This is a genomic window from Marmoricola sp. RAF53 (genome assembly GCF_052114005.1).
GTDB lineage: Bacteria > Actinomycetota > Actinomycetes > Propionibacteriales > Nocardioidaceae > Marmoricola.
The window spans coordinates 218,113-227,496 of record NZ_JBFRDX010000003.1; the positions used below are offsets into that span (position 1 = coordinate 218,113).

The window sequence follows — 9,384 nt, forward strand, 5'->3', positions numbered from 1 at the left end:
CGTGGGCCGTTTCTCCCTGCCCGAGGAGGCACCGGCCGGGCTCGACTCACCGGTGACCGCGAAGGCCATCAAGTACATGGCGAAGATCCAGGTCTGGCTCTTCCGTCGTACGAACGGCCGGATCGGCAACAAGTGGCGGATCGGCGCCGGCTTCCGCAAGCCCGTGCCGACGCTGCTCCTGGAGCACGTGGGCCGCAAGTCCGGCACCACCTTCACCACCCCGCTGCTCTACCTGGTCGACGGACCGCGCCTCGTCGTGGTCGCCTCGCAGGGTGGCCTGCCGAAGAACCCGCAGTGGTACCCGAACCTGGTCGCCCAGCCGGACACCGTGGTGCACCTGCGCGGGCAGCGCGGCGTACCGGTGCGGGCGCGGACCGCGGTCGGCGAGGAGCGGGAGGCCCTGTGGCCGCGGCTCGTGGACCTGTACGCCGACTTCGCGAAGTACGCCGCCTGGACCGACCGCGAGATCCCCGTGGTGGTGCTCGAGCCGCGTTGATCGGCAGGAACGGCGCGGACCTGAGCGGCCGACAGGCCTGAATTCCGGGGTCCATGTCCCCTGGGACGGATCCTTGCGCACCGGGATCGTGGTGCTCACGACCACGACCCGGAGAGAACCCATGCGCACTGCCCCCGTGACGCCGAACGGCGTCGAGCGGACCTTCCGTCCCGACCAGATCATCGTCTCCAAGACCGACCTGCAGGGCCGGCTGACCTACGTGAACCAGCTGTTCGTCGACATCAGCGGGTACCCCGAGGACGAGCTGATCGGCCAACCCCACAACGTGATCCGGCACCCGAGGATGCCGCGGTGCGTCTTCGGCCTGCTCTGGGAGCGAATCCAGGCAGGCGAGGAGATCTTCGCCTACGTGGTGAACCTGAGCGCCGACGGCGGTCACTACTGGGTGCTGGCGCACGTCACCCCGACCCTGGACGTGCGCGGCGGGATCACCGGCTACCACTCCAACCGGCGCACCGCCTCGGCCACCGCCCTCGCCGAGATCCAGGGGCTCTACGGCCGCCTGGTCGCCGAGGAGTCCCGGCACCCGCGTACGCCGGACGCGCTCGCCGCCGGCCGCGCCCTCCTGGACGCGATCCTGGCCGAGGCCGGCTGCAGCTACGACGAGTACGTGTGGGGCCTGTCCGCCGAGGAGGACGCGGCATGAGCACCCTGACCGTGGTCGAGCCCGACGCGACCGCCGACGCCGAGCTGGCGCGCTACCGGAACGCACTCACCGCCCTCACCGCGGTGTGCCGCGCCGCCGCCTCCGGCGACCTCGAGCCGCGGGTACCGGTGCTCGGCGACGAGCCCGAGCTGCTGGAGGCACGCCGGGCGATCAACGACCTCCTCGACGTCACCGACGCCTACGTCCGGGAGTCCTCCGCGTCGCTGGAGTACGCCAGCAGCGCCCGGTTCTACCGCCGGTTCCTGGTCCGCGGGCTCGGCGGCTCGTTCCAGGGCGGTGCCCGCACCATCAACGCCGCGATCGAGGCGATGGCCGCCACGCACGCGTCCCTCGCCGAGGAGGAAGCGCGGAAGGCCACGCTCGCCGAGGCCTTCGAGCAGGCGGTCCTCGGCCTCTCCGACCAGGTGGCCGCCGCCGCCGCCGAGATGGAGTCGACCTCGCGCAGCCTGGGCGCGACCGCGGACCGGACCGCCCGTCGCGCCGTCCAGGTCGGGGAGAGCTCGCAGTCCGCGTCCGAGGCGGTCACGGTCGCGGCGGCCGCCGTCGAGGAGCTCGCCAGCACGGTGCGGTCGATCGAGGAGCAGACCAACGCCTCCAACACCGCCGGCGTCCAGGCGGTCCGCGAGTCCGAGGGCACCCACGACACCGTCGCCGGGCTGGCGACCGCGTCCGAGGAGATCGGCGCGGTCGTGAACATCATCAACCAGGTCGCCAGCCAGACCCGGTTGCTGGCCCTGAACGCGACCATCGAGGCCGCTCGCGCCGGCGAGCTCGGCAAGGGCTTCGCCGTGGTGGCCTCGGAGGTGAAGAACCTCGCCGCGCAGACCTCGGAGGCGACCGACCGGATCGCCGGCCAGGTCTCCGGGATGCAGTCGGCGACCGCGGCGGTGGTGCACGCCATCGAGACCATCACCGGCTCGGTGCGCGGCATGGGCGACAGCATCGGCACGATCGCCCACGCCGTCGGCGAGCAGCGTCAGACCACCGGCGAGCTCAGCGCCACCACCACCCGGGCGGCCACCGCGGTGACCACGGTGACCGAGGAGATCGCGGCGATCGGCGCCGAGACCGAGGCGACCAGTGCGGGGGTGGCGCAGATGACGTCGGCCTCGCTGGAGCTCAGCCAGCTCGCGGCGTCGCTGCGGACGCACGTCGCGGACTTCCTGCGCCAGATCACGCCCGGCGGCGTACCGGAGTAGCCGCCGGGATCACGGACCCGGCTTCGTGAACGCCTCCGGGTAGGGGAAGTCGTGCCCGTTGCAGAGCATCCCCGGGTAGTCACCGGTCGCCCTCCACCGGGTCGAGCTGGGTGTCGACGGGGCCTTGCCCGGCTTCGCGATGGTTTGTCACCGAGGACCGGGTGTTACTGACACACTCCTCCGGTGAATTCGTACGCGCGCGCCTCGCTCTGGCTCGTCGGCCTGTCCCCGCTGGTCTGGATGCCCGGCGCGTTCAACCGCTTCGTGTTCGCCAAGCTCCTGGTCGTCGCGCTCGCGATCGCGTTCGGCGCGCTCGCCGAGCGGAGCGGGAAGCTTCCGCAGGTCGTGCAGTACCTCGCCCTGGGCGGGCTCGCCTGGTTCGCGGTCGCCGGAGTCCTCTCGCCGACGCCGCTGGCGTCGCTGGTCGGCCGCTGGCCGCGGTACGAGGGGCTGCCCGTCCTCGCGCTGTACGTCGGCGCCGCCTGGCTCGGCGCGCGCCTGCTCGGGTCGAGGTCGCGCCAGAGCGTGAACGAGCTGTTCCACGTCCTCAGCGTGTCCTCGCTCCTGCTCGCCTTCTTCTCGGTCACCTCGAGCCTGGGCTGGAGCATCGAGGGCGCCAGCCTCGAGCACCGGACCGGGTCGGTCCTGGGCAACGCCACCGACCAGGGGATGGTCGGGATGATGCTCTGCGCCGTCCTGGTCGGAGCTGCGCTCGACCGTCGCGCATGGCTGCTCGGGGCGGGGGCCGCCGCGGGCGCTCTCACCGTGCTCCTCTCCGGTTCCCGGGCCTCGTTGCTCGCGCTCGTCGTGGCCCTGCTGCTGCACGTCGTGCTGCGCCGTCGTGGTGCGGTCCGCTCCTACGTCGCCGCCGGCGTGGGCCTGGCGCTGCTCGCCCTGGCCCTCCCCCAGATCAGGGACCGCATCGGCGACGTCCGCACCATCACCGGCCGGAGGCTCCTGTGGCAGGAAGCGTTGCAGGTCGGCGGCGACCGGTGGTGGTCGGGCGGACCGTCGACCTTCGTCGACGCGGTCGGCCGCTACCGCGACCAGGACTGGGTCCGCGAGGTCGGCACCCGGAACCCGCCGGACTCGCCCCACTCCTGGCCGCTCCAGGCCCTCGTCTCCGGCGGCGTCCCGATGCTGCTGATCGCGATCGCTCTCGCGGTGGCCGTGCTCGTCCTCGGGTGGAAGGTCGTCGTCGCGCACCGCGACCCGCTGGACATCGGGCTGTTCGCCGCGACGGTCGGCTACGGCGTCGCGCTGCTCGCCAACTTCACGATCGCCGGCTCGACCTGTCTGGCGGCGTTCCTCGCCGGGTGCCTGGTCGCCGAGAAGGCCACGAAGCGCGACGAACCGCGCTGGGTGCCGCGCACGGTCGCCGTGCTCGCCGCTGCCGGTGTCCTGGCCCTGGCCGCAGCCACGTTGAGCGAGAGGTACGTCCTCACCGGGATCAGGGAGGCACGGCAGGGTGACGTCGCCGCCGCCGACGCGGCGTTCTCCACGGCCCAGCACCTGCGACCGTACGACTCCGACGTGGCCATGCTGGCCGCGCAGTCGCTCGCCGCGCCGGCGAGCGAGGGCGACGACCGCGCCGCCGCCCTGACGCAGAGCTGGGCGCGCAAGAGCCTGGGCCACACTCCGGAGACGTACGCCGCCAACCTTGCCCTCGCGGTCGCGCAGACCCACGACCACGACCTCGACGCGGCCCAAAGGACGCTGGACGACCTGGTGCGCTGGTTCCCGACCGAACCGGGAGCCCGCGTCCAGCGCGGGATCGTCCGCTTCGGTCTCGAGGACGTCGACGGCTCGCTCGCCGACCTGCGCCAGGCCCGGCGCCTGGCGCCGCACGACCCGGTCCCGCGCCGGATCCTGCGCAAGATCCAGGAACAGCTCGACGCCACGCGCACCGGGGAAATCCCGCCGAGCTGATCAGAAGATCAGACTGTGGTCCATCCGAGCCGTCGCGACAGGTTGGGGAGCGAGCTCGGGATCGATGGTGCAGTCTTTGTCTCGTGACCGACGAGCACCTGGTGAAGCAGACGCGTCGCCGAGGGGCCGTGCTCGAGCAGGCGATCCTGGATGCGGCGTGGGCAGAGGTTGCCGAGCACGGCTGGGCGGGCTTCTCCATCGACGCCGTTGCCACGCGCACCGGGACGGCGAAAGCCGTGATCTACCGACGATGGCGCAACCGTGTCGACCTGGCCCAGGAGGTCCTGCGCCGTGCGAGCACCGGGGCGACCTTCTCGCCGACCGATGACCTGCGCGCCGACCTGGTCGCGTTCCTGCAAGCGATGTCGGCTTTCCTGCGGAGCCCCTTCGGGGGCGTTGTCCGCGGGGTCATGTCGGAGCTCGACAACCCGGTCCGGACGAGCATCTTCGCCGGCGTCGCTGTAGTTGCCGACGTCGAGTCGATCGTGGACTCCGCCATCGCACGGGGCGAGCTGTCGCAGCGTCCGTCGAGCCTGGCCGTGAACCTGGGCCACTCCGTGGTCATGTCGGAGTTCCTGCACACCGGCGAACCGCCCAGCGACGAAGGCCTCGTCGAGTTCGTCGACACCATCTGGCTCCCTGCGATCGACCCCGCCCGCGCACCAGCGCCGCGACCGAGCAAGGGGTAGCGAGAGGGCGCCGAGTCCCCGTGACCTCGGCGCCCTCTCATTCCTCAGCGTCGCTAGCGTCTCTCACCTCGCCGGTGAACGACCTTGACGATCACCACCCTCGACGTCGAAGCCTTCACGAGCGCTGAGCCTGTGAAGATCGCGCGCACCCGGTGGTTCCCGACCATCAGCGCCGGCATCCTGGTCGTCAGCCGGCCGTTGGCCACGGTGAAGGTCTTCCACACCTTCCCGTCGATCAGGATCTGGACCTTCCCGGTCACCGGCTTGGACGCGGACACCGCCACGACAGCTTTGGCGCGCTTGCCGACCTGGAGCTTGAGCGGCGACACCTTCAGGCTCGTCGAGCTCGACACCTTGACCGGAGCCGGCGGGATGTCCGGGCTGGTCTTGAGGACCGTGTCGCGGTACGGCGCGAGGGACACCGGTCCCATGAGTCCGGTGCTCTGCCAGGCTCCGGACTGGTAGTTGCTGTCGCCGGTCTTGCGGACCGCGTTGAACATCGTGGTCGCGACTCGTACGACGACGGTGTTCGCGCCGGCCCGGAGCGTCTTGCCCAGGTCGATGCGGCCGCGGTCGGACTGGTTCACCGTGACGTCGGTTCCGTTGACCGTGACCGTGACCGAGTCGAGGACCGCACCGAGGTTCAGGTACGCACCGTCGGTGGAGTTCCACGTGTCCGGCAGCGTCACCGTGGCCGCGTAGGTGCCGATGCCCGAGGACTGGCTGAGGTCGACCGGGGTGGAGATGTCCTTCCAGGAAGGCAGCCTTCCGTCCTGGTCGGCGGTGACGGTGAATTCGGGCTGGTCGGTCTTCGCGGTGGTGTACTCGTTCGCACCCGGGGTCCACGTCTGCGCGCCCAGCGTCCACGTGCCCAGGATCTGGCTGGGGGCCAGGCCGGAGACGTCGGTGCGGCGCTTGACGCCGTTGCTGAACGTCGTGAAGTAGGTGCCCTCGGCCTCGGCACGCAATGCCACACCCTGACCGCCGGTGGCGACGACCTCGCCGGTGGAGTCGACCGCGTGCACGCCCAACGATGCGACGGGGGCCTCGGAGCTCCCCGCCAGGGCGATGATCACGGCGTCGTACGGCGCGACCCGGACGTGCACACGCACTCCCGCATCGCTGGTCCCGTATTCGGCGATCGGGGTGATCGTCCCGGTCTGAGTGTTCAGCCGGTACGGCTTGCCCGCCCCCGAGAGGGTCAGGTCCTGCTCGACGACGGTCGCGGACCTGTTGTAGACGAAGTCGTAGCTGACGTCGCCCGCCTGACGCCGGACGAGGCCCAGGGCCGAGGTCGGCTCGGCCAGGGTGACGTTCGCGACGATGTCGCCCGCCGCGAGCGCGGCCGGCAGCAGGTCCTCCGACGCGACCCGGGTGACGCTCGGTTGCGCGAGCAGCTCGGTCACGATCCCCGCGAGCCGGGCTCCGTCCGGCTGTGCCCCGGTGGTCGCGGTCGGGGCGTCCCCGACCACAAAGATCCGCAGACCTTCCTGGGCCAGGTCGAGCAGCCGCTGGGCGTTCTCCACCGACATCGTCGTCTGGTTGTTCAGCACCAGCGCCTTCTCGTCGGACTTGTCACCGAACAAGCCGCCGTCGGCCTCGACCTCCAGGTCCGGGTCGGCCAGGAAGCTCGGCGCCACGTACTCGTAGGTGTAGCCGGCCTTCGACGTGGCCGAGTCGGTGCCGAGCATGTGCTGCGGCGTCTGCTGGCCGCTCACGCTCGAGCCGATGAGGCCCAGGTCCTCGTAGTAGACCCCGAGGTCGACCTGGGCGCGCCCCTGCCGCAGGACGAACTGGGTGCGGGCCAGGCTGTCGTTGACCTTCGCGTAGTCGGGCCAGCTCGCCTGCCGCGGCCCGAACTCGTCGTTGACGTTGAGCACTCCGAAGATGTCCCACGGGTGGTAGCCGGGCCAGGTGCCGCCATCGCGGCCGGCGCTCCCGACGCCCTTGGGCGCGTCCCGGTACGCGTAGCCGTGCCACACCAGCTGGTTCACGCCGCCGGCGTAGGCCTTGTAGATCGAGTCGAGCAGGCCCTGGGAGTACTTCCCGCCCGTCTGGGTCCCGTCCCCGCCCTGGCCGTACTGACCACCGACGTTGGGGCCGGCCAGGCTGGAGCGGAAGTTGCCCAGGAAAGCGGCGCAGCACTCGGTGGAGACGATGTTCTTCCCGCTCAGGTGCGCACCACCGGACAGGACGCGGTAGTCCTGCTCCGCGCCCAGTGCGTTCGGCGATCCGAAGTTGAGCGACTCACCCTCCGGGATGCCCAGCTGCGCCGAGGCCGCACCCGCAGCGATCGGCGTGCCGTACGGCTGCGCCCGGAAGTCCAACCCGTGGCTGCGCGCCCACCGCTGCATGGTGGCGACGTACCGCGTCGAGTAGAGGTCACTCATCGTCTGCCGGTAGTCCTCGCGGAACTGCTTGCCGACGCCGCCCGCGAAGTCGAACGCCGGCGTGCCCGTGGCCTGGATGCCCGCACCCGCGAGCGCAGGCAGGAACAGGCTCGGGTCGTACCCGCGCAGGTTCGTGAACGTCGGCAGGAAGCTCCAGGTCCACTTCTGCGTCGAGCCGAGCTCGAGGGAGTCCTCGAACACCGCGCCACGCCCGATCTGGTCCAGGTTCTTCTGGACAGCCGGCGTCAGGATGTTCTCGTCCCAGAAGTTCCCCTGGATGCGGGCGCCGCCCCGGCTCCAGTGGTCGATCACGTAGTTCGGCTGCGTGGCGGTGTACCCGCCGCTCTGGGCGATCAGACCGGACGCGGTCTGCTGGAAGTCCAGCAGGACCCACGGGTTCCCGTTGCCGGCGGGGAAGGTGTAGTCGAGCTTGCCGCCACTCACCTGCCCGCTCACGTCGACCACCGAGGCGGGATCCAGCGACACGGTCCCGGCCTGACCCGACGCACAGGCCGCGACGCACTGCGCGACCACCGTCTTGATCCGGGTGGTTCTGGCGACGTTGACCAGCGACTCCCCCACGTCGTGCGCCTGCGTGAGCGCCGAGATCGTCAGGTCGCCGCAGGCGGCGGTCCGGTCGCCCAGGTCGGAGACCACGACCTTCTCGGCGGTGCCACCGGCGCCGACGGTGACCGTGTCACCGGCCGCCATGCCTCCGAGCTTCTCGACCTTCACGACCTCGTCGCCGACGGACGCCGGCGCGCACAGCTTCGTCGTCACCGACGGCGGCGCGGTCGTGGTCGCCGGCAGAGCACCGGTCCGGGAACTGCCCGCATCGTCGAACTCGCGGCCGTAGATCAGCTGCTGCTCGGCCTCAGGCTGGTTGAAGCTGTTCAGGTTCGGAACCGTCGCCGGGTACTGCGGGCCCAGGTTCTGGTCGACCTGCAGGCCGAGCTTTGCGGCTTCCGCGGTGATGACCTCCATCTTGTGCGCCCAGAGCGGAGTCCCCCACCCGTACTGGGCGAGGAAGGAGCTGCTCTGGTTGCCCGCGCCCGGGACGATGAACGGAGCGATCTCGACGCCGCCCGCACCGTTCGCGGCGATGTCACGAAGCTCCGAACGCAGCTCGTCGTCGTCGGTGTAGGCCAACGGCATCCACCACCGGTACATCGGGCGCACGCTCGCCGGCGGGTCGGCGAACGCCTCCGCGGTCAGCGCCTCGCCAGGGGCGCCCGCCGAAGCCGTCGCCGTCGCCAACGAGGGGGCCGCGGGCGCCGCACCGCTCGCACCGCCGTTCAGAACACTGGCAGCCGAGGCCACCAATGCAAGTGCCGCGCTCAGCGCGATCGCCCCACGCCTGGCGCGGTTCGGGTCTGCGTCTCGGGTCATCGTTACCTCAGTGGGTTGAATCGATTCAATCTTGTGACGGGCGTCACGCTATGTCAGCGCCCACGGCGCGTCAATAAGACCCTGCGAGTTTCTTATCTGCGCTGGCCGCCGCGTTTGCCCTGGCCCACGCCGGCATCGAAGCACGGACGGCGACCGAGCCCGCTGCAACAGTGCAGCGATCCGCTGCCCGGCCACCGCGATCTCCTCGGGTGTTGAGGGTCGATTGCGTGACACCGCCCCGGTCCGAACGTCTCCGGGAACGACTGCTCCAGGACGTGGTCACGGGCAAGGCCGTCCGCTTGGCTACTCTTCCCCAGTGCGGATCGTTCCCCGGGTTGCGCCCACATTGCTCCCAGGGCTCCTTCCACACGCCGGGCCTCTAGCTCAATTGGCAGAGCAGCGGACTTTTAATCCGCGGGTTGTGGGTTCGATCCCCACGGGGCCCACCGAACCCATGTATTACTCCGCCTGATTGGTGACGTTCGGGCTCCGGTTGATGGGTGTCACACCTTCGGGTGATGGGTTACACCTACTTCGGTTGATTGGTGACACTCCCGAGATGCGGGAGTTGAGTGTGGCTGAGCAGCGGTATCAGGCCGTGCTG

6 protein-coding genes and 1 tRNA gene are annotated in these 9,384 nt (G+C 70.6%); 6 read left to right on the forward strand and 1 reads right to left on the reverse strand.

All coding sequences use genetic code 11. The annotated features are described in order from the left end of the window. Window position 1: 1 nt before the first annotated feature. The 5 genes from AB4Y76_RS04125 (at window position 2) to AB4Y76_RS04145 (ending at window position 5,001) form a co-directional block, all read left to right on the forward strand. Window positions 2-496 carry a nitroreductase family deazaflavin-dependent oxidoreductase gene (locus tag AB4Y76_RS04125; RefSeq protein WP_441922407.1) on the forward strand — a complete coding sequence of 165 codons (495 nt, stop codon included), beginning with the start codon at window positions 2-4 and terminating at the stop codon, window positions 494-496. A 121-nt stretch (window positions 497-617) separates the two neighbouring features. Continuing rightward, entirely contained in the window at window positions 618-1,163 is a 546-nt protein-coding gene (locus AB4Y76_RS04130) for a PAS domain-containing protein (RefSeq protein WP_441922409.1), read from the forward strand. Beyond that, window positions 1,160-2,383, forward strand: coding sequence for a methyl-accepting chemotaxis protein (locus AB4Y76_RS04135; RefSeq protein ID WP_441922411.1), 1,224 nt, complete (start codon window positions 1,160-1,162; stop codon window positions 2,381-2,383). Before AB4Y76_RS04130 ends, AB4Y76_RS04135 begins: the two co-directional genes overlap by 4 nt. A gap of 183 nt (window positions 2,384-2,566) precedes the next feature. Continuing rightward, a complete protein-coding gene (locus tag AB4Y76_RS04140) occupies window positions 2,567-4,312 on the forward strand; it encodes an O-antigen ligase family protein (protein WP_441922413.1) in 1,746 nt (581 codons plus the stop codon). Between the two features lie 83 nt (window positions 4,313-4,395). Continuing rightward, window positions 4,396-5,001 carry a TetR/AcrR family transcriptional regulator gene (locus AB4Y76_RS04145; RefSeq protein WP_441922415.1) on the forward strand — a complete coding sequence of 202 codons (606 nt, stop codon included), beginning with the start codon at window positions 4,396-4,398 and terminating at the stop codon, window positions 4,999-5,001. Between the two features lie 53 nt (window positions 5,002-5,054). Here AB4Y76_RS04145 and AB4Y76_RS04150 read toward each other — a convergent pair whose 3' ends face one another. Then, on the reverse strand, window positions 5,055-8,780 hold the full coding sequence (locus AB4Y76_RS04150) for a glycosyl hydrolase (RefSeq protein ID WP_441922417.1): 3,726 nt from the start codon (window positions 8,778-8,780) through the stop codon (window positions 5,055-5,057). Window positions 8,781-9,153: 373 nt separating this feature from the next. On the opposite strand from AB4Y76_RS04150, the gene AB4Y76_RS04155 reads away from it, so the two are divergent. Further along, a tRNA-Lys gene (locus tag AB4Y76_RS04155) sits at window positions 9,154-9,226 on the forward strand. Window positions 9,227-9,384 lie beyond the last annotated feature (158 nt).

What these genes read in the sequence shown, in the direction of transcription:
- AB4Y76_RS04130 (WP_441922409.1), top strand. Translation starts at nt 618, where the DNA reads ATGCGCACTGCCCCCGTGACGCCGAACGGCGTCGAGCGGACCTTCCGT.
- AB4Y76_RS04135 (WP_441922411.1), top strand. Translation starts at nt 1,160, where the DNA reads ATGAGCACCCTGACCGTGGTCGAGCCCGACGCGACCGCCGACGCCGAG.
- AB4Y76_RS04150 (WP_441922417.1), bottom strand. Translation starts at nt 8,780, where the DNA reads ATGACCCGAGACGCAGACCCGAACCGCGCCAGGCGTGGGGCGATCGCG.